The sequence below is a fragment of the Desulfurivibrio modestus genome, assembly GCF_044068625.1.
GTDB lineage: Bacteria > Desulfobacterota > Desulfobulbia > Desulfobulbales > Desulfurivibrionaceae > Desulfurivibrio.
The window spans coordinates 1-19110 of record NZ_JBIPKH010000034.1; the positions used below are offsets into that span (position 1 = coordinate 1).

Here is a 19110-nt window from a genome sequence, read left to right on the forward strand (position 1 = left end):
ATACCATCCAATTATCAGGCACGCGCCAACGTTCTCGACACCCGGAGAATTAGCGAAACCCCTTTCTGGTATCGAGGGGGTAGAAGTCGTTGAAGGCGAATTGACGGATGACGAGTTTCTCAAGCTTTTTGCAAGAAGCGATATCGTTGTGTTGCCCTATACACCAGATGCTTTTGCCTTACGTACCTCTGGTTTGCTGATCGACGCAATGTATTTTGGCATTCCATGTGTGGTAATACGCGGAACATGGCTGGGCAATCTTACCGAGAGATTTGGGAACGGTGCAGTGGTCGATGAGCTCTCGGCTACGAGCCTCGTCGCCGGTGTGAGAGAAGTTGCTGCCGACTACGAAAGTTATAGATTGCGGGCTAGAGAAGCAGGTAAGAAGTATTTTTTAAATAACTCTTGGAGCGCTTTCTCAAGGTTTCTTCGTGGCCTGGACGGATCAAAATGTGGAAGCCATGATGCGGAGGCGGCCCCGCTGTTGGGACCAAACTCAAGAGAACAGAAAGCGCATTGGGATGAAACATACGGTATCGCCAGACTATTTCAAGATACGCTGTCCGGCACTACCATGATTGATGTCGGTGCTCACCATGGATCTGCACTTGTTCCTTTTCTGAATCGTGGTTGGCGGATTTATGCCTTCGAGCCTGACGATAAAAACCGCTCCAACCTGCTGGAACGACTCGCCAAGCATAAGAACAAGGATTTTGTTTCACTCGATACTCGTTGTGTTAGCAACCAGCCCCAGAAGGGTGTTTCCTTTTTTACTTCCAAGCAAAGCACGGGCATCAGTGGTTTGTCGGCATTCCACGAAAGCCATGTAGAGGCGCAGAAGGTCGATATCACCACCCTGACGGAGTTCTTCCAGGACAAGCCGATGCCGGCGGTCGATTTCCTCAAAATTGATACCGAGGGGCATGATCTGTTTGTGTTACAGGGTTACCCTTGGGAACGCGGCGAGCCGGCAGTGATTGAATGTGAGTTTGAAGATGTCAAGACCGTGCCTTTAGGCTACACCTTTCACGATCTGTCCCGTTTTTTGGTGGATAAAGGTTACACAGTTTATGTAAGCGAATGGCACCCGATCATTCGCTATGGCATCCAGCACGATTGGAATCGCCTGGTGCGTTACCCCTGTGAATTGGCAGACCCAAAGGGCTGGGGCAATCTTCTTGCTTTTCGCGATCCCATCGACGAGCAGGCATTGGTCACGGCGATAAAAAAGGTGCTGAAAGTCGGCGGGGGCAAGATGTCCCAGAATGCTTCTGCTCCACTCAAACCGGCTGCTGCTGGGCAGTCGACGGCTACCGCGCCGCTGTCCTCCTGTGCGATGCGGAGCTTTCGGGTGGTGCCGGGACGGCATTTTGCCGCTCTTGCGCCGAACCAGTGGCGCTATACCCATGCCGAAGCCAAGCAAAAAATCTGGGTGGCCACCATGGATGCGCCTGGTTCACCGGTGGGTCGGACCTTCGGGGGCTGCCTTCGGGTGGTGGCAGATCGAGCAATGACGGTGAATGTTAGCCTTGGGCGGCAGGGCAAAACGGAATACGAAGGCACGGCAAAGCGTATTACGCTGGCGCCGGGCGCGGCACGGATCGTAAATCTGAGCAAGCGATTTACACAATCACATGCGGCGCTCAAGCTACAGTTGGAGGTGATCGACCTGCCTGGTGGTGGTTCGGCAGTGCTGACTATCGATAACTTGGGGATCAACGAGTCACTGGCTAGTATTCGTGATCGCCAAGGTGCGGAAAACCTCGATCTCCGAACAGCCAACCGCCTGTTCCGCGAGGGGGAGTACCCCACGGCGCTGGGCATTTACCTGTGGCTGAGCCAGCAGCGCCCGTTGCCGATGTATGGCGATAACGCGGTGATGGCGGCGCGGCGGTCGGGCATGCAGTGGGTGAAGGTGCCAGGGGATCTGGCGTTTTTAATCGTATAGCGCCGTATGCCTGTCAATCAAAAAACTGTAAAACGGAAACACAATGAAAAAAGCGCTGATCACCGGCATCACCGGCCAAGATGGGGCCTATCTGGCTGAACTGCTTCTGGAAAAAGGATACGAGGTCCACGGTATCAAGCGCCGCACCTCATTGTTCAACACCGATCGTATCGACCATCTCTACCAGGACCCGCATACCCCCCACCGTCATTTTATCCTCCACCACGGCGATATGACCGATTCCTCCAGCCTCATCCGCATCATCCAGCGGGTGCAGCCCGATGAAATCTACAACCTGGCGGCCCAGAGCCATGTGGCGGTTTCCTTTGAAGAGCCGGAATATACCGCCGATTCCGATGCCCTGGGGGCGCTGCGGATCTTGGAGGCGATCCGGATTCTCGGCCTGAAGGATAAAACCCGCTTTTATCAGGCCTCCACTTCCGAGTTGTTTGGTTTGGTCCAGGAAACCCCCCAGAAGGAAACCACCCCCTTCTACCCCCGCAGCCCCTACGCGGTGGCCAAGCTCTATGCCTACTGGATCACGGTCAACTACCGGGAGGCTTACGGCATGTACGCCTGCAACGGGATTCTGTTTAACCACGAATCGCCGGTGCGGGGCGAGACCTTTGTTACCCGTAAGATCACCCGGGCTCTGGCCCGGATCAAGCTGGGGTTGCAGGAGTGTCTTTACCTGGGCAACCTGGACGCCAAGCGGGACTGGGGCCATGCCCGCGATTATGTCGAGATGCAGTGGTTGATGCTCCAGCAGGAGCAGCCGGAGGATTATGTTATTGCCAGCGGCCAGCAGTACTCGGTGCGGGATTTTGTTGATGCCGCCGCCAGGGAGTTGGGGATGAGCATCCGCTGGCAGGGCGAGGGGGTGGAGGAGAAGGGTTTCCTGGCCGGGGCAACTGAGCGGGTGGTTGTGGCCGTTGATCCTCGCTATTTTCGCCCCACCGAGGTGGAAACCTTGTTGGGCGACGCCACCAAGGCCCGGGAAAAACTGGGCTGGTCGCCCAGGATCAGCTTTGCCGAGCTGGTGGCCGAAATGGTGCGGGAAGACCTCAAGGCCGCCGAGCGCGACGAACTGGTCAAGCGCCACGGCTACAGCACCTACAACTACCACGAATAAAGGGCCGGAATGGATAAGCAGCGTATCTACGTAGCCGGGCATCGGGGGATGGTGGGGTCGGCGGTTGTTCGTCGGCTGGAGGCCCTGGGGGGCTGTGAGGCAATCGGCCGTACCCGGGCCGAGTTGGATTTGGTTGATCAGACCGCGGTGGCGGAATTTTTCCGGGCCGAGCAGATTGATCAGGTTTATCTGGCGGCGGCCAAGGTGGGCGGGATTCACGCCAACAACACCTATCCCGCCGAGTTTATCTACGACAACCTGATGGTGGAGTGCAACATCATCCAGGCCGCCCACGCCGCCGGGGTGGATAAACTGCTCTTTCTGGGTTCTTCCTGTATTTACCCCAAGCTGGCCCCCCAGCCCATGGCCGAGGAGGTTTTGCTTACCGGCCCCCTGGAGGCCACCAACGAGCCCTACGCCATTGCCAAGATTGCCGGGATCAAGCTCTGTGAGAGCTACAACCGCCAGTACGGCCGGGACTACCGCAGCGTGATGCCCACCAACCTTTACGGCCCCAACGACAATTTTCACCCGGAAAACAGCCACGTTATTCCCGCCCTGCTGCGCCGTTTTCACCAGGCGGTACAAAGCGGCGCCGCCGAAGTGGTGGTTTGGGGCAGCGGCAAGCCCAAGCGGGAATTCCTCCATGTGGACGATCTGGCCGCCGCCGCCGTCCACGTCATGAACCTGCCGGCTGCAACCTGGCAGGCCCACACCCAACCCATGCTTTCCCACCTCAACGTCGGCACCGGGGTTGACTGCACCATCCGCGAACTGGCGGAAACCGTGGCCCGGGTAACCGGCTTCACCGGCCGCCTGGTTTTCGACAGCGGCAAACCCGACGGCACCCCCCGCAAACTCCTCGATGTCGCCAAACTGAAAGCCCTGGGCTGGCAACCCCGCATCCTCTTGGAAGAGGGCCTGCAAGACGCCTACCAATGGTTCCTGGCCAACCAGGATCGCTTCCGCGGTTGACATGGTGGATGGCGACGAGCGCGACGAACTGGTCAATCGCCACGGTTACAACACCTACAACTAACACGAGTAAACGGAATGATGAAGTTTGCTGGTAATTTCATATACGGACGGGTACAATCTTGGCGTAGCTAAAGCCGACCCACAGCAGATGTAGATATGGTGAAAGTTTTGCAGAGGCGTAAGGTTAATCCCAAAAGGCGGTTGCTGGATGGAAAACTTAGCGGTGATCGGACGGCAATGCTAAAGCATTCCATGCGTTATTGCGGCAGCCCGTTGCACAAAAAATCGCCCGGCGACTTTGGTTTAACTCCGCCGGCAGCACCTCGGCCGGGTAAAAGCCTTTGTGATGCCACCGGCATTTTCACCGTGGCCGAAGCCACCGCGTTGCTGCACCGTGGGGTCGAGGCCGGGCTGGTGAGTGATGACCAGTCCTTTCCTCGCTATGTTTGGGCTGTATTGGAGGCGAGGCAGGTAGTGGAAGCTCGTTGTGATGACCCGGTACGCGGCACTTATCATGGCTATCCCCTTGAAAAACACGATCCAATGGCCGAGCTGGTTCTGCAGCGCTGGCGAGAGCAGGAAAAATGACGGCTGATCTCCAATTCACTTGGGACTGGTTGCCCCCATTTGGTGAGCCTTCTCCGGAAGCCAGCACCTTTGCCGAGTTGAAGCTGCGGCTCGGGGAGCGTTATGCCACCGAGTTGGAGGATATCCAGGCCCGGAGCCTGCGCGAGGGGATGTTTGTTTCCGCTTACCCGCTGGCTCTGTTTCTGGCTCTTAACTGGTGGCGTTTGCGATGGGAGCCGGCCCCCTTGGTGCCTGGTCCCGATTGGCGCTTGCGTCACAATATCGCGGCCGCCGGTGAGGGTTACGCCTGGCCGGATATAACGATTGCCGGAGATGGCGAGGTTATTTTCTGTGCGGTCAAGCCCTCCGTGCAGAGTGGCACTTCGCCGGTGAGATACGTCGCCAACTTCACGCACCGGGTAGGGGCCGAGACATTTGAGCGGGCAGTGCGGGATTTTGTCGAGGGAGTTCTGGCCCGGTTGCGGGCCATGGCGGTGTCGGAAACGGAACTGGAGAGTGTTTGGGGCGATGTCTGCGCAGAGTTGGCCGATCCGCAGGCTTCGCGCTGGCGGCGTCTGGAGGCGCTGGCCGGTTACGACCCGGACCAGTCCCCCGACGGTTTTATCGACAGTCTGCTTGGCGCCGGCGCTGAAACCGGCTGGGGGACGATTCAGGAGCTTGCGGCGGCTTCGCGTGAGCGGGCTTTGGACGATTTGCGGGTATTGCGGGGAGCGGTAAGCGCCTGCGGGGTTAGCTTGGCAGTTGAGGGTTTTGATCTTCTCCAGCAGGCCGTTCGCTCCGCGCTGTTTGTTGCCGGTTCAGCACCTTGGCGCAAGGGGGCCGAGGCAGCGCAGAAGGTCCGTCATGCCTGGGGGGTGGATGGTCGGCCCTTGGAGAATAAGCAGTTGGCACAACTGCTCAACCTGCCTGGCGAAGTGCTTGAACCTGGAGCCGGGCTTGGCAGTTCGTTTACAGCGCCATACAGTGTGTGGATGCGGGATAATAATAATGACCACGAGGCGCGGCTGGTGTTGAACCGTCGTCCGGCCAGCAGCCGGCGTTTCGCGGTTTGCCGGCTGCTGGGGGACCGTTTGCTGGCGGCGGAAAGCGGGGACCGGTTGTATGCCGCCACCGATGCCGGCAGTTGGCGGCAGAAGTTTCAGCGCTCCTTTGCCCAGGAGTTGCTTTGTCCTTTTGTCTCGTTAATGGATTTTCTCAGCCCCGGCACTTTTCCCAACGATGACGCCATCGAAGATGCCGCCTGCCATTTCCAGGTTTCACCACGTCTGGTGCATACAACTTTGGTCAACAACCATGTCCTGCCGTCTGAAACCTTGGAAGAGAAGGACTGGGCAGCCTGACTGCTGGGAGTTATGGGCGGCGGCAACCATCGGTCCGAGCATGGGTTCGAAGTCCAGGATCCGGCCATAGGGATCGTACCTTCTACTACCGGCCGGGTATTGCATCTGCTCGGGTCAGTAACTTTCCTGGTTTTTTTACAGTTCTGTACCCGGATGACGCGCATATGCCCAAGCTGATGACCGCCGGCAAGCCTGAGCTGGTAAGGAAAGTTGTTGTTAAGCTGCGACGCAAGCTGGTCTCGTGTGCCATGAACTCTGGAGGGCTGGTTCCTGCAAAACCATGATTGCTTCCGCGGTTGACGGCATTTTTGCTGACGCTTTCCGAGGCAAGGGTCAGCTCGGTTAGCGGCATTGAAGTGGTAGCGGTTTTTGAGACAGGAGTGTAAGCAATGAACCGAACTTAAAAAAGGAGAAGGTTCATGTCGCAAAACCGCACACGTCACAGCGCAGAATTTAAGGCCAAGGTTGCTTTGGCCGCCCTGACCGAGGCAAAGACCCTGGCCGAGATTTCGAGTGAGTATAAAGTTCACTCGACCCAGATCACCCGCTGGAAACAAGAGATCATCGAAAACGCCGTCCAGCTCTTCGGCAAGGGCAAGAAGCAAGCCGTCAACCATGAGGCCCAAGTGGCCGAGCTTCACCGTCTAATCGGCAAGCTCAAGGTTGAGAACGATTTTTTAGCTCATCTGCCCGGTCTGAACTTGACCGGGCGCAGAAGCAGCAGGTGACCACCATGGCTGGTTCTGAAATTTCCGTTGAAAAACGTTGCCAACTCCTCGGCCTCCCCCGGGCCAGCTTCTACCGTGGTCCGGCTTTGGGCCTGAGAGCTGGCGACCTGGAACTGATGGACCGAATCGACAAGCTCTACCTGGAGCATCCCTGGATGGGGAGCCGAACTTTATCAACCAAGCTGACAACGCCGGAGCAGGCTGTAGGCCGCGACCGGATTCGTCGTCTGATGCGGATCATGGGCGTCGAATCCCTGGCGCCCAAGCCCGGCACCAGCAGGCGGCAGCCCAGACACCCGGTCTATCCCTACCTGTTGCGGGGACTGACCATTGACCAGCCCAACCAAGTCTGGGCAACCGACATCACTTACATTCCCATGCACAAGGGGTTTATGTATCTGATCGCCATCATGGACTGGGCGACCAGGAAGGTGCTGTCCTGGCGGGTATCCAACACCCTGGATACCCGCTTCTGTGTCGATGCCCTGAAAGAGGCGATTCGCCAATACGGCACCCCCGAAATCTTCAACACCGATCAAGGGTGCCAGTTTACCAGCGAGGCGTTCACCTCCGTACTCAAGGCCGCCGGCGTCAAAATCAGCATGGACGGCAAGGGGCGGTTCAAGGACAACATCTTTATCGAACGACTCTGGCGCTCCTTGAAATACGAAAGGATCTACCTGAAAGTCTATGAAACCGGAGTTGAGCTTTGCAAAGACCTGAAAATATGGTTTACCTTCTACAACCAGGATCGGCCACACACCGCTCTTGCCAATTTGACCCCCGATGAGGCGTTTTTCCTGGGTCTTGAAGAACTAAAAAAGGCTGCCTGAAGCCGACAATATCAACAACCACGGGGCATTGCTTATTTCACACCGCAGGTTGTCTCACTAACCCCGACCACTTTAAGATCTGGAAAAAAGGGGGCAGATGATTATGAAGATCACATTAAGAGACATCATGGCCATGATTCCGCCCAAACCGCCGGTTCATGGTGATAAGGAGCGGCGGGCCTTGCGGCGTAAGGCCGCCAGCCTTGCGGCTACCGGCAATGTGTTGGTTCAGTGTGGGCATTTTGCCACCAAGGAAGATATCAACGAGCGTAAAAAAGTACTTCTGTTTAACGACTGATGAAATTGCCGCCCGCCGAGCCGGCCATCGGGGGATGGTTGGGTCGGCCATTGTTAGCTGGCTGGAGGACTTGGGCGGCTGTGAGGTAATCGGCCGTACCCGGGCCGAGTTGGATTTGGTTGATCAGGCTGCGGTGGCGGCGTTTTTTCGGGCCGAGCAGCTTGACCAGGTTTATATGGCGGCGAGCAAGGTGGGCGGGATTCATGCCAACAACACCTATCCCGCCGAGTTTATCTACGACAACCTGATGGTGGAGTGCAACATCATCCAGGCCGCCCATGCCGCCGGGGTGGATAAGCTGCTCTTTCTGGGTTCTTCCTGTATTTACCCCAAGCTGGCCCCCCAGCCCATGGCCGAGGAGGTTTTGCTCACCGGCCCCCTGCAAGACGCCTACCGCTGGTTCCTGGCCAACCAGGATCGCTTCCGCGGTTGACCACTCTTTGCCGGCTGGGTAGAATACAACCATTGCACCAATCATGAAGTAGCATACCTGCGAATTTGGGGATAGTGGCATGGAGAATTCATCTGCGGTGGATATTCGGGTAGCCTTGCATACCATTGCCGAGCAACTACCGGAAAAGGCAACCTGGGAAGATGTTATTGAGAGGATACGTTTTCGGCAGGCTGTCGCTGAGGGCAAAAAAGCTGCCGAAAATGGTGAGTTTGCCGATGCGGCGGATGTAAGCCGGGTTTTTGCCAAGTACGGGGTAAAAGCTTGAAATTGCGCTGGACCAGGCTTGCCTTGCAGGACTTCGAGCAGGCTCACGATTACATAGCGCAAGAAAACCCGGAAGTGGCTCGAAAGGTTGCTCAGCGGGTACTGGATGCGGCTGATAATCTGCTTAAGTTCCCCATGATCGGTCGGGTGGGTGAGGATGAAGAAACCCGCGAGTGGCTGGTGCGCAGCACGCCATATCTGCTGGTTTATGCGGTCAGGGATGATGCCATTGAGATCCTGCGTGTTTGGCATATGTCTCAAGATCGTTTGCAACAGTGTTAGGCGGCGGTCGGCATAAGCATGAACTGCTGTTGAGTCTGCGGCGGCTGACGCCGGGGGGGCAGCTTGCTTGGCTTTGGCTGGTTCGTTTGCTGGTGGAGCATGGCCGGTTACCGGTGGATGTGCTGGTGGGGCGGGGGGATTTGGCCGAGTCCGTGCGTGCGGTTTTGGCCGATCGGCGGTTTAGTCCGGGGTATTCATGGCTGCGTTTGAGTGATGACGACCTGCCGGTACCGGATGCTGCCGAAACGTTTGCTTATCTTAGCGGTTCCGCCGTGCTTTCTGCCAAGCTGGTGCGCCGTTTTCCCCGCCTGTTTGTTGAGCCTGAGGTTTGGCCCTTCCTGCTTGAACCCCGCCTTTACTGGTTTTTGCTTACCCGCCCGGATCTGAAAGAAGAGTTGGCTGCCATGTTGGTAACGCTGGCCGTTGCCGATGCCGATGCGCGGCAAGAGCATAAAGAGTTTCAGCGGCAGGTGCAGCCGGCCGATCGGCTGGTCAGCTTGCTTACCTCGGTTTTTAACGGGGATGCCTACGTGGCGGGTTTTTTGGCCAACATGGCCGGGCTGGAGCAGTATGACCGCTGTGAACACTTTTTGATCCGGCCCGGTTCCAGCGGTAAGGAGCACGAGCTTCTGCTGGCCCATGCTAGGCGTTGGCCCGGTGCGGTTTATATCAACCTGCCCGCCGACCCCGGCCTGTATGAAGTGTGGAACCTGGGGGCCAGGCTGGCCACCGGGCGTTATCTTTCCAACGCCAATCTTGATGACCGGCGGGCGCCGGAACAGCTTGCGGTGCTAAGCCGGGAACTGGAGGCCCGGCCGGAGCTTGCGGCGGTCGGCACGGCTTTGCGCGTCAGCCAAACCCCGAACATGAATTGGGAAGACTCCGCTGCTTGTCCCACCTGGTTTGCCGGGCTGGGGGATTTGGCTTATGGCGGCGATGGCTTGTTCAAGGAGACCAAAGACGGCCTGGCTTCCCGGAATTTGCCCCACTGTATGCCGGTTTGGCGCCGGGGTTTGCATGCCGCCCACGGCTGGTTCAACGAACGGGCTTACGGCCCTTCGGCGGACTGGGAGTTCTGGCTACGGGTGGGGCGAAGCGGGGGGCGCTTTCGTCATTTGGCCCGCCCGTTGGGATTGTACCTGAAGGATGAGGGTTCTTACTGGCGCCGGGAAAACGCGACTGCCACCTTTGACCGCCGCATTTTGACCGAATATGGCCATCTGTACCGGCAACAACCGCCACCGGCGGGTACGGCTGCTCGGCCCCTGGGCCTGGAACTGGCCGTCATGCCGGAGCTGGCCCGCTGCGGGGCCTGGTTGGAAATGGTTGGCTTATGGCTCGTACAGAATAGGGGACAGATTTCAAATCTGTCCCCGGGTGGCGATACCGGCCGGCAATTATTGCAGCAATATGGACGGCATTATTTCGGTGTCCCCGAACAACCGGCGCACTTCGGGGACAGATTTCAAATCTGTCCCCTACCCACGTTGCAATCCGCCCCCCTGTCCTCGGCTATTCTCCGTTTCATTATCGACCTGTTGCATCAGCCGGACTGGGAAGGACCCCAAAACGGCTTGGCCATCAACGTTTTGCAGGGCGCTTTGGTGGATGGTAATGTTTGCAGCCGGGACTGGAGTTGGTTGGTTGCTCTGGCCTTTCTGTGCCGTCGACTGGGGGATGAAGTTGGGGAAAACGCTCTGTTGCAGATGGTGAAGCAACAGAACCCGGTTGCCTTTTGGTCGGCCCTGGCGGATGTTTATCGCTTTACCGTGCCCCTGCCGGGTATGGTGCGGAAGTTAGGCCACATGCAAGTGGCCGGGGACGAAGCAGCACATGGCGGCAAGATCAATCTCTGGTACTTCCCGGACTATACCCGCAATGCCTACCAGAAGTTGCTTTATCGGGGGATAGTGCAATCTGGAGGTATGGTACAGGGAGTTAAAAAACTGACCGAGTTGGCAGCGATTTGGCCGAAAGTCGGGCGAGACAATATTCTTCATATCCACTGGCTGGATGCGGCCTGGGAAAAAAATGCGAGGCAAGCGGAGTTTGCCGGGGCGGCGGAGTCTTTACTGGGCTTGATCAAAAAACTCAAGGCGCGGGGGTTCAAGCTTTACTGGACCGTGCATAACGAGTTAAGCCACCGTTGCGTCGATCCCGTCGGGGAGCGGTCCTTGCGCCGGTCTTTTTTTGAGTTGGCGGACCGGGTTTATCTGCATCACCCCATGGTGGTGGATCTGGTTGACTGGCTGTCGCCGGACCTCAAATTGCGTTTGGCCGAGCACGGCAATAACGGCACGGATGTTCCCGGGGGGGTGCGGCGTGAGGCGGTGCGGCAGGAGTTGAGGCTGCGAGATGAGGATCTGCTTTTGTTCCATTTCGGGCAGGTGCGACCATATAAAGACTTGCAGTTGTGGCTTCCCCACTTGTTGAACATGCTGGACGCTGAACCACGACTGAAATTTATGCTGGCCGGCCAGGTTTCAACCCCGGAGGTAAGTGAAATAATCGCCGCTCGGGTCGGAGAACGGTTAATTGTGCGGGACGAGTTTGTGCCCGAAGCCGATTTGGCAGCCTACGGGGCAGCGGCGGATTTTATTTTTCTCTCCTACCGTAAAATTTTAACCTCGGGCACCCTGTTTCAAGCTTTCACCTGGGGCGTGCCGGTAATCGCTCCGCGCCTGGGTACCATTCCTGCTTACGTTGCGGATGGTTGGAATGGTTTCACCTATGGCAACAGCGAAGAGCTGGCCCAAATCGTACGTCGCTGTCTGGCTTTGTCCTCAGAGGGCAAAGGTTCCATGGCCGCCAATGCCCGCAAAACGGCGCAAAGCTTGCGCTGGCGTTTTCCATGAGCCTGGCATGTGAGGAAGTCGTAAGGCAGGATGGTGGGGACAGATTCCAAATCTGTCCCCACCAATCGGTTAATTAGTTAACTAGAGTAAGGGAGGGTATTGATGATTGTTCCGGTTATTTTATCCGGCGGTTCGGGCACCCGGCTCTGGCCGCTTTCTCGGGAGTTGTATCCCAAGCAGTTTTTGCCGCTGGCCGGCGAGCGCACCATGCTGCAGGAAACCGCGTTGCGGGTGGCGGGTTTTGCCGGGGTGGGGGCGCCGCTGGTGGTTTGCAACGAGGCCCATCGTTTTCTGGTGGCCGAACAGTTGCGCCAGGTGGGGTTGGAGCCGGGGGGGATTATCCTGGAACCCTGCGGCCGTAACACCGCTCCGGCCTTGGCGATGGCCGCTTTGCAGGCTACGGAGGGTGGTGATGATCCGCTGTTGCTGGTGCTGCCGGCGGATCATCTGTTTAGCCGGCCGGAAGTGTTGGCGGCGGCTTTGGAAGTTGCCGTGCCTTTGGCCGAGAAGAAACATCTGGTGACCTTCGGTATCGTCCCCACCGGGCCGGAAACCGGTTATGGCTATATCAAGGCCGGGGAAGAGTTGGCGCTGGGCAATCAACCGGACGCCCACCCCATGGCGGCCCGCAAGGTGGAGTGTTTTGTCGAAAAGCCGGAGCGCGCCACCGCCGAGCAGTATTTGGCGGCGGGGGGCTATTTCTGGAACAGTGGCATGTTTTTAACGCGGGCTTCGGTCTGGTTGGCCGAGTTGGAACGTCTGGCCCCCGAGATGCTGGCGGCCTGTCGCCGGGCCTGGGCCGGGGCGGCGCGGGATTTGGATTTCATTCGCCCCGGCGCGGCGGAATTTGCCGCTTGCCCGGCGGATTCCATCGATTATGCGGTGATGGAAAAAACTGCGGCGGCGGCGGTGGTGCCCTTGCCCGAGGCTGGCTGGTCCGATGTCGGTTCCTGGTCGGCCCTGCTGGCGGTGGGCGAGTGTGACGAACAGGGCAACGTTTGCCGGGGCGATGTGCTGATAACCGACAGCCGCAATTGCTATCTTCATGCCGACCAGCGTTTGCTGGCCGCCGTAGGGGTGGAGGACCTGGTGGTGGTAGAGACCGCCGACGCGGTGCTGGTGGCCCACCGGGAGCGGGATCAGGATGTTAAAGCGGTGGTTGAGCAGTTGAAGGCCAGAAACCGGGAGGAATCCCGCCTGCACCGGGAGGTACACCGGCCCTGGGGCACTTACGAGGGCCTGGCCATGGATGAACGTTTCCAGGTAAAGCGGATCACCGTCAAGCCCGGCGCCAGCCTTTCCTTGCAGCACCATTACCACCGGGCCGAACACTGGATCGTGGTTAAGGGTTCGGCCCGGATAACTTGCGATGACCAGGTTATGCTGCTCAGCGAAAACCAGTCCACCTACATCCCCTTGGGCTCATCCCACCGCCTGGAAAATCCCGGCAAGATTACCCTGGAGCTGATCGAGGTGCAGTCCGGCAGCTACCTGGGCGAGGACGACATCGTCCGTTTGGAGGACAAGTATGGTCGTTGAAGATAAACTTCCCCCTGCCGACAATAACGTGGTCTGGCACCAGGCCACCGTAACCCGCCGGCGGCGGGAAGAGCAAAACGGCCACCGGGTGGTGAACTTGTGGTTCACCGGCCTTTCCGGTTCCGGCAAATCGACTTTGGCCCACGCCGTGGAGGAACGGTTGCATGGCCTGGGGGTGCGCACCTTTGTGTTCGATGGCGACAACGTGCGTCACGGTTTATGCAGTGATCTAAGCTTCAGCCCGGAAGATCGGACCGAAAACATCCGTCGCATTGCCGAAATGGTCAACCTCTTCCTGGAAGCCGGGGTGCTGGCCCTGACCGCCTTCATCTCCCCCCTGGAAAAAGACCGGCAGAAGGTGCGGGAGATCGTGGGGGCGGAAAACATGCTGGAAATCTTCTGCGACACCCCGCTGGAGATCTGCGAACAGCGCGACGTAAAAGGAATGTACAAAAAGGCCCGAGCCGGCCTGATCAAAAACTACACCGGCATCTCATCCCCCTACGAACCGCCGACCAACCCGGCCCTGCACCTGAACACCGGCACCGCCACGGTGGAAGAGTGCGTGGAGCAGATCATCGACCTGCTGCGCCGGAAAGGGGTTATTGATTGAGAGGTTCGATCCACATGGGATTCGGCGGCAAAGTTGTTGGAGGAGACATTTGCACTATTTTATGTGCCGGTTTGGATCCTGTCTGCCATGCAATACGCGGATAATCTCGATTTGTTTGGACCGCACCTGATAAAATACAATGTGACCTCCAACCGGGAAGCTTCGCATTCCAGGTAAAAGCTCAATACGTTCAATGCCGAGGAGAGGCTGTTCAGTCAGCGCCCAAAACCGTTCTTTTAGATTCTCGAGATATCTTGAGGACTTGTTTGACCCCCAGTTGCGCAGGCCAAATTGATAAATGCCTCTCAGGTCATCGTGAGCAACCGGTGAGATGATCAGTCGATAATCACTCATAACCTGAGGTCACCCCGAACGGCATCAAACAGGCTATCCAGATCTTCCTTGGATTCAATGGTGACCCCTTGCCCCCGCTCAAGTTGATCTACACCAATTTTGAGTTGCTCGCGCAGGCGAGCGAGTTTGATTTCGAGGATCCACTCCTCGTGGGTATCCATAAAACGTAACGCCTCCCGGATAACCTCGCTGGAGTTGTTGTAAAGACCGCTTTCAACCTTGGCTTTAATTCGTGATTCCAATTCCGGGGTCAAAGAGATGTGCATGGCTCCCTCCTTATCGAAAGATTGTAGCCACAGAATAGTACTGCATACAAATATTGTCAATGTTTGTATTCGCAGGCTCAAGGGGACGGAGTTAGTTTATTAACTTAATAGGCATTTTTTCCAGCCCCTGTAGTGCTCGTCTCTGTTGGGAAAAGTCGATGCGCTTCAAAAACTGTTAAGATTGAAACATGATTTTCGTGTACCTGATAGACAATGCGGTAGCGCCCTTCGATGAATTCACGAATGTTTTCATTGGCTAACTCCGGCACTATTCGCCCAGACCAAGGGGAATGCCTGGCATTTTTCGCCCTGGACTTGAGACGCTCGACCCAGGTCTTTGCTGCCGTAGGTTTATCCTCGGCAATATAACGCCGGATAGAGATCAAGTCCCGAACTGCCGTATCAGACCATTGGAGCTTCATCAAGAACTCTGTCCAGATCTTCGTCGGCCACAACGCGCCCCTGTGCTACATCGCCCAGGCCACCTTGGACAGCCTGAATAAACCGGCTTCGCTCGGAAAAAAGGTCAAACTCGGCCGGTGAGATAAGCACCCCGGCAGGTTTTCCATTCTGAGTAATGATGATTGGCCTCTGCGAATGTTGCATCTGATGCAGCATCTTGGAGGCTTGATTTTTGAAATCTGACAGGGAAACAATATCTTCTGAGACTTGAAAATTTTTCATGGCCGTCCTCCATCTAGGATTGAATTGTGCCCTTAATATAGGCCCGAATTCGAATTTTATCAAGTCGCCTTTTGGCCGCAGCCCTCTTCAAACTGGAAAAGAGCCGCATCAATGAAAAGTGTGAAAAGTGCAGAAAAGTGCAAGAAAAGTGGGGTCAGGTCTTGAAAAGCAGCCTTTATGCTGATAGGATGTCACCATGGCGCGACCTTTACGATTGGAATATCCTGGGGCGGTTTATCATGTCACCGCGCGGGGCAATGCCCGGCAGGCCATCTTTGCCGACGATGCTGACCGGGAGAAATTCCTGGCCATCCTGGGGGCCACGGTCGGCCGCTACCACTGGCTCTGTCATGCCTACTGCCTCATGGGCAACCATTACCACCTTTTGCTGGAAACCCCCGAGCCCAATCTATCCCTTGGCATGCGCATGCTGAACGGGGTTTACACCCAGGCTTACAACCGCAACCACGGCGTGACCGGGCATGTTTTTCAGGGCCGTTACAAGGCGGTGCTAATCGAGAAAGAGGCGCACCTTCTGGAGCTGTGCCGCTATATCGTCCTCAACCCGGTTGCCGCCGGGATGGTGACCGGGCCTGAACATTGGCCATGGAGCAGCTATCGGGGCACGATCAGCGAAGGGAAAGCGCCTGATTTCTTGACCACCAACTGGATTCTTGCCCAGTTTGCCGGGACAAAGGCCAAGGCGCGGGAGGCATATCGCAGTTTTGTTGGGGAAGGGAAACAGATTCAGCGGCCATGGGCAAAGCTTACGGGACAGATATTCTTGGGCTCCGCAACTTTTGTTGAGCAAGCCGGCAAAATGCTCGGCGACGCCCAGCTTGCCGACGAGATTCCCAGGCTGCAACGGTATGCAGGCCGTCCTTCACTGGTCGAGTTGTTTGCCGGCTGTGGCGGCAAGGCCGAACGAAACGCTCTGATCCGGCAGGCGCATCTTGCCCACGGCTATACCCTGAAAGAGATTGCCGTATATCTCGGTTTGCATTACAACACCGTCAGCAAAGCTTTTGCCAAGGCAGGTCAGCCAAGCTGATTTTCGGCAGCAAAAGTATTGATTTCAAGACCTGACCCCCATCTGGACCCCCATCTGACCCCCATCATGCGACCCCCATCATGCCTGGAGGAGAGGCTGTTCAGTCAGCGCCCAAAACCGTTCTTTTAGATTCTCGAGATATCTTGAGGACTTGTTTGACCCCCAGTTGCGCAGGCCAAATTGATAAATGCCTCTCAGGTCATCGTGAGCAACCGGTGAGATGATCAGTCGATAATCACTCATAACCTGAGGTCACCCCTCTCTGGAAATAGAGCATCTCCAGCCGGGATCCTCTGCTCTTCCTCGATGAAATCCAGGCCTGTCCCGTCGCCATTGCCCGCAACGGGCTCATGATCTCCGCCGCAGTCAGGCGCCAATGGGGCTAAAAAAGTTTCCACTCGAAAGTTGTACATGGTATGATGTACACAAAACTTCCGCAAAGGTGACTTATGAAAACTCTTTCGGTCTCAGCCGCCCGCAGCATATTGCCCTCATTGCTTGACGATGTTGCCATTCGCCATGAAACCATCGTTATCAGCCGCAAAGGCAAGCCGGTGGCCCGGTTGACTCCAATTCCCCCGGACGAGTCCCGGGATGAATCGGCACAATTTCCGTTGCGGAAGGTGGGAATTTCCATCGCCGATGACTTTGATGAACCCGACCCCGGCCAGTGGGAGGCGCTGGAATAGTGATTGTCTTAGATACCCATGTCTGGCTCTGGTGGCTTCATGACCCTTCCCGGCTGTCAACCGCTGCGGGGAAGTTGATCCGGCAGCAGCAGAAATCAGGCACCATGGTTATTTCGTCTATTGCCGTTTGGGAAGTTGCGGTCAAGGTGCAAAACGGCAAGCTCAAAATTCCCATGGAAATAAACCGCTGGTTCGAATTGGCCGCAAGCTATCCGGCAACCGTTATTGAGCCCCTGTCGCCGGTCGATGCCATTGCCAGTACCCAGTTGCCCGGTGATTTCCACAAAGATCCTGCCGATCGGATTATCATCTCCCTGGCCCGCCGGCTGGGTGTGCCTTTGCTGACCTGTGACCGGAAAATTCTTGCTTACGAGCATGTCTTGACCGTTTGGTAACTTCTGCAGGCAGCCTTAGAGGTGGTCTCCAATTTTCGGACAGTGTGTTAAGGTTGAATCCAACAATGAGTGCAATTTGACAAGCAGGCATATAGTCCATGTAAGCTCGGTGCATCATGCCGATGATCCGCGTATCCGAGGCAAGCAGTTGGCCGAGGTGCTGGCAGCGGGCTGGCGCGCCACTCTGGTCACCGGTGACCTGTCGGCAACCGGCCATGACGGGGTAACGGTGATTCCCGTTGCGCCGGGTAACCGTTGCCGCTTGCGGCGAATATTCGTTACCGCCCCCCGGGCGATCATTCGGGCCTGGCGTCTGGATGCCGATATCTACCATCTCCATGATCCCGAGTTGCTTCCTTGGGCTTGGCTTTTGCTCGCCAAGCGACGGCCGGTGGTCTATGATATCCATGAAGATTACCTTACTTCTTTGCGGCAGAAAAAATATCTGCCTGGTATTTTGGGGCTGTTGGCTGCTCGGGTGGCGGGAGCGGTGGAATGTTGGGCCGCCAGGCTTTTTTACCCGGTTATTGCCGAAAAGTATTATGCCCGGCGTTTTCCCGCCGCTCTGCCGGTTTTGAACTATCCAAGGCTGAGCCTGCTGGCTTGCGGGCCAGCCTTTAATTCCCAGGCAAACAGGGTTTTGTACACCGGTAATCTTTCGCTGGACCGGGGGGCTTTGCAGTTGGCGCGTTTGGCCCGGTGCCGCCCGGATTTTACCGTCTGCTCAGTCGGCCTTTGCCCGCCTGGCCTGGCGGCGGCCATGCGGCTGGAGGCGGGCGACGCGGCTTCCAGCTTGCGGTTGACCGGGGTTGGCAGTTATATCCCGTTCAAGGAGATTATGGCGGCATATCGTAGCCAGGACTGGCTGGCGGGGTTGGCCCTTTTTCCCGACACCCCTCATTATCGGGAGAAGGAGCTGACCAAGTTTTTCGAATATATGGCGGCCGGGCTGCCCATTGTTGCTTCGGATTTCCCCGGATGGCGCAAGTTGATTGTGGATAATGGCGTGGGTCTGTGTGTTGATCCGGAAGATCCCGAGGCGGTGGGCAAGGCCCTGGACTGGCTGCGGGGTCATCCCGAAGAGGCCCTGGCGATGGGCAGGAGAGGCCGGGAGTTGGTGCGAACTATCTATAACTGGGAACGGGAAGGGCAAAAGTTGATCAAATTTTACCAGGAACTGTGTCACCGGAGGGCTAAGAATGCGGCGTAGGCCCTTGGTTTCGGTTATTACCCCGGCCCATAACGCGGCTGCCGCCATCGAGCGCTGTCATGAGTCCGTGGTTGCCCAGTCCTTTACCGACTGGGAGCATATAATCATCGACGACGCTTCCGTTGACGGCACGGCTGAAATTGTTGCCCGGCTGGCGGCGGAGGGCAACGGGCAGATTAAGACCCTGCGTTTGCAGCGTAATTCCGGGGCGGGTCGGGCCAGGAACCTGGGGATCGAAGCGGCAGCCGGCCGGTTTGTGGCCTTTCTCGATGCCGATGACTTCTGGTTGCCGGAAAAACTGGCGAGCCAGGTTGCCTTTATGGAGCAGAACCGAATTCGGTTCAGTTACGGTGCCTACTATATTGCCAACGGCGCTGCCGCTGAAGAGCGTAAGCTTTTTCAGCCTCCCGACCGGCTTTCGTACCGCCAGCTGCTGGAGGGGTGCCCCATCGGTTGTCTGACCGCCATGTATGACAGTGAAGCGTTGGGTAAAAGATTCATGCCGGAAGTTAGAAGGGGCCAGGATTGGGGTTTGTGGCTGCAGCTTGCCCGTATTTGCGAGGAGATCGCGGCCTACCCCGGTGCTCATGCCGTTTATTCTCAAAATCC

At 57.0% G+C, this 19110-nt stretch carries 23 protein-coding genes and 2 pseudogenes; 20 read left to right on the top strand and 5 right to left on the bottom strand.

Going from position 1 to position 19110, the window contains the following annotated elements; translation table 11 throughout:
- From ACHHRT_RS12925 to ACHHRT_RS12975, 11 genes and pseudogenes are all read left to right on the top strand, one after another.
- A partial coding sequence (locus ACHHRT_RS12925; RefSeq protein ID WP_395500191.1) for an FkbM family methyltransferase occupies positions 1 to 1948 on the top strand: 1948 nt, incomplete at its 5' end.
- 43 nt (positions 1949 to 1991) lie between these two features.
- Entirely contained in the window at positions 1992 to 3080 is a 1089-nt protein-coding gene (gene gmd, locus ACHHRT_RS12930; RefSeq protein ID WP_395500192.1) for a GDP-mannose 4,6-dehydratase, read from the top strand.
- 9 nt (positions 3081 to 3089) lie between these two features.
- Positions 3090 to 4055 carry a GDP-L-fucose synthase gene (gene fcl, locus ACHHRT_RS12935; RefSeq protein WP_395500193.1) on the top strand — a complete coding sequence of 322 codons (966 nt, stop codon included), beginning with the start codon at positions 3090 to 3092 and terminating at the stop codon, positions 4053 to 4055.
- Positions 4056 to 4214: 159 nt separating this feature from the next.
- Positions 4215 to 4646: a hypothetical protein gene (locus tag ACHHRT_RS12940; protein ID WP_395500194.1), complete on the top strand. Its 432-nt coding sequence runs from the start codon at positions 4215 to 4217 to the stop codon at positions 4644 to 4646.
- Positions 4643 to 5986, top strand: a complete 1344-nt coding sequence (locus ACHHRT_RS12945) for a hypothetical protein (protein ID WP_395500195.1) — start codon at positions 4643 to 4645, stop codon at positions 5984 to 5986. Before ACHHRT_RS12940 ends, ACHHRT_RS12945 begins: the two co-directional genes overlap by 4 nt.
- Positions 5983 to 6270 carry a YhcH/YjgK/YiaL family protein gene (locus ACHHRT_RS12950; RefSeq protein WP_395500210.1) on the top strand — a complete coding sequence of 96 codons (288 nt, stop codon included), beginning with the start codon at positions 5983 to 5985 and terminating at the stop codon, positions 6268 to 6270. Before ACHHRT_RS12945 ends, ACHHRT_RS12950 begins: the two co-directional genes overlap by 4 nt.
- 135 nt (positions 6271 to 6405) lie before the next feature.
- Positions 6406 to 7547, top strand: a protein-coding gene (locus tag ACHHRT_RS12955) for an IS3 family transposase (RefSeq protein WP_395500196.1) whose coding sequence is annotated in 2 segments (ribosomal slippage) — positions 6406 to 6658 and positions 6658 to 7547 — 1143 coding nt in all. Because the reading frame shifts where the segments join, the coding sequence is not laid out codon by codon here.
- A gap of 97 nt (positions 7548 to 7644) precedes the next feature.
- Positions 7645 to 7845 (top strand): hypothetical protein, encoded by a 201-nt coding sequence (locus ACHHRT_RS12960; RefSeq protein ID WP_395500197.1) that lies wholly within the window; start codon positions 7645 to 7647, stop codon positions 7843 to 7845.
- Between the two features lie 34 nt (positions 7846 to 7879).
- A pseudogene (locus tag ACHHRT_RS12965) lies at positions 7880 to 8230 on the top strand (NAD-dependent epimerase/dehydratase family protein); the annotation flags it as partial.
- A 127-nt stretch (positions 8231 to 8357) separates the two neighbouring features.
- On the top strand, positions 8358 to 8564 hold the full coding sequence (locus ACHHRT_RS12970) for a hypothetical protein (RefSeq protein ID WP_395500198.1): 207 nt from the start codon (positions 8358 to 8360) through the stop codon (positions 8562 to 8564).
- Positions 8561 to 8845, top strand: coding sequence for a type II toxin-antitoxin system RelE/ParE family toxin (locus ACHHRT_RS12975; RefSeq protein ID WP_395500199.1), 285 nt, complete (start codon positions 8561 to 8563; stop codon positions 8843 to 8845). Before ACHHRT_RS12970 ends, ACHHRT_RS12975 begins: the two co-directional genes overlap by 4 nt.
- A gap of 194 nt (positions 8846 to 9039) precedes the next feature.
- Here ACHHRT_RS12975 and ACHHRT_RS12980 read toward each other — a convergent pair whose 3' ends face one another.
- Positions 9040 to 9486, bottom strand: coding sequence for a hypothetical protein (locus ACHHRT_RS12980; protein ID WP_395500213.1), 447 nt, complete (start codon positions 9484 to 9486; stop codon positions 9040 to 9042).
- Between ACHHRT_RS12980 and ACHHRT_RS12985 the strand changes: the two are divergent.
- From ACHHRT_RS12985 to cysC, 4 genes and pseudogenes are all read left to right on the top strand, one after another.
- A pseudogene (locus tag ACHHRT_RS12985) lies at positions 9397 to 9675 on the top strand (glycosyltransferase); the annotation flags it as partial. The gene ACHHRT_RS12980 and the pseudogene ACHHRT_RS12985 overlap by 90 nt on opposite strands.
- Before the next feature lie 90 nt (positions 9676 to 9765).
- Positions 9766 to 11700: a glycosyltransferase gene (locus ACHHRT_RS12990; RefSeq protein ID WP_395500211.1), complete on the top strand. Its 1935-nt coding sequence runs from the start codon at positions 9766 to 9768 to the stop codon at positions 11698 to 11700.
- Between the two features lie 102 nt (positions 11701 to 11802).
- Complete coding sequence (locus ACHHRT_RS12995; RefSeq protein ID WP_395500200.1) at positions 11803 to 13239, top strand: mannose-1-phosphate guanylyltransferase/mannose-6-phosphate isomerase; 1437 nt, start codon at positions 11803 to 11805, stop codon at positions 13237 to 13239.
- Positions 13229 to 13852: an adenylyl-sulfate kinase gene (gene cysC / locus ACHHRT_RS13000; protein ID WP_395500201.1), complete on the top strand. Its 624-nt coding sequence runs from the start codon at positions 13229 to 13231 to the stop codon at positions 13850 to 13852. Before ACHHRT_RS12995 ends, cysC begins: the two co-directional genes overlap by 11 nt.
- Before the next feature lie 54 nt (positions 13853 to 13906).
- Here cysC and ACHHRT_RS13005 read toward each other — a convergent pair whose 3' ends face one another.
- The 4 genes from ACHHRT_RS13005 to ACHHRT_RS13020 form a co-directional block, all read right to left on the bottom strand.
- Positions 13907 to 14206, bottom strand: coding sequence for a type II toxin-antitoxin system RelE/ParE family toxin (locus tag ACHHRT_RS13005; protein WP_395500202.1), 300 nt, complete (start codon positions 14204 to 14206; stop codon positions 13907 to 13909).
- Positions 14203 to 14472, bottom strand: a complete 270-nt coding sequence (locus ACHHRT_RS13010; RefSeq protein WP_395500203.1) for a type II toxin-antitoxin system ParD family antitoxin — start codon at positions 14470 to 14472, stop codon at positions 14203 to 14205. The genes ACHHRT_RS13005 and ACHHRT_RS13010 overlap by 4 nt, the downstream gene beginning before the upstream one ends.
- 104 nt (positions 14473 to 14576) lie before the next feature.
- A complete protein-coding gene (locus tag ACHHRT_RS13015; protein ID WP_395500204.1) occupies positions 14577 to 14894 on the bottom strand; it encodes a type II toxin-antitoxin system RelE/ParE family toxin in 318 nt (105 codons plus the stop codon).
- A complete protein-coding gene (locus ACHHRT_RS13020; protein WP_395500205.1) occupies positions 14875 to 15156 on the bottom strand; it encodes a type II toxin-antitoxin system Phd/YefM family antitoxin in 282 nt (93 codons plus the stop codon). Before ACHHRT_RS13020 ends, ACHHRT_RS13015 begins: the two co-directional genes overlap by 20 nt.
- 196 nt (positions 15157 to 15352) lie before the next feature.
- Between ACHHRT_RS13020 and ACHHRT_RS13025 the strand changes: the two genes are divergently transcribed.
- From ACHHRT_RS13025 to ACHHRT_RS13045, 5 genes are all read left to right on the top strand, one after another.
- On the top strand, positions 15353 to 16207 hold the full coding sequence (locus ACHHRT_RS13025; protein WP_395500206.1) for a transposase: 855 nt from the start codon (positions 15353 to 15355) through the stop codon (positions 16205 to 16207).
- A gap of 449 nt (positions 16208 to 16656) precedes the next feature.
- The gene (locus ACHHRT_RS13030; RefSeq protein WP_395500207.1) at positions 16657 to 16896 is read left to right on the top strand and encodes a type II toxin-antitoxin system Phd/YefM family antitoxin; all 240 of its coding nucleotides are present in this window, start codon (positions 16657 to 16659) and stop codon (positions 16894 to 16896) included.
- Positions 16896 to 17291 carry a type II toxin-antitoxin system VapC family toxin gene (locus ACHHRT_RS13035; RefSeq protein WP_395500212.1) on the top strand — a complete coding sequence of 132 codons (396 nt, stop codon included), beginning with the start codon at positions 16896 to 16898 and terminating at the stop codon, positions 17289 to 17291. Before ACHHRT_RS13030 ends, ACHHRT_RS13035 begins: the two co-directional genes overlap by 1 nt.
- A gap of 76 nt (positions 17292 to 17367) precedes the next feature.
- Entirely contained in the window at positions 17368 to 18501 is a 1134-nt protein-coding gene (locus ACHHRT_RS13040; protein ID WP_395500208.1) for a glycosyltransferase, read from the top strand.
- Positions 18491 to 19110: glycosyltransferase family 2 protein (locus ACHHRT_RS13045; RefSeq protein ID WP_395500209.1), on the top strand; the 620-nt coding region annotated here is incomplete at its 3' end. The genes ACHHRT_RS13040 and ACHHRT_RS13045, both read left to right, overlap by 11 nt.